This is a genomic window from Photobacterium sp. R1, from assembly GCF_054600795.1.
Window position 1 is genome coordinate 1 of the sequence record NZ_BAAHZP010000152.1, and the last position, 396, is coordinate 396.

Genomic DNA, 396 nt, shown 5'->3' on the forward strand with positions numbered 1-396 from the left:
GACTCAGTTCACGATCAGTGTGGATACTGTAGCCCCAAGCGTGACCTTAAATGCGGATAAATTAACGCTGAAACAGGGTGAAACCGCGAATATCACCTTTACATTGAGTGAAGACAGCACAGATTTTGAAGCGGCGGACGTTACTGTGAGTGGCGGGAACTTGTCGGGCTTTACCGGTAGCGGCACCAGTTACAGCGCCACTCTGTCACCCAATACCGACGGCGATATCACGCTGGATATTACCAGTGGCCGCTTTACTGATCCGAATGGCAACGTAAATCTTGCTTCAACTCAGTTGGTGGTGAATTATGACGGCACTGCGCCATATATCAGCGCATTGAGCCCGGCCGATGATGCCACAGATGTCAGCCGTAACAGCAATCTGACGCTGACTTT

Annotated in this window: 1 protein-coding gene; it reads left to right on the top strand. The window is 50.8% G+C overall.

What is annotated here, in order from left to right; genetic code table 11:
* Positions 1 to 396 (top strand): Ig-like domain-containing protein (locus ACYP03_RS24430; protein WP_459782436.1); only part of this gene is annotated, 396 nt, incomplete at both ends.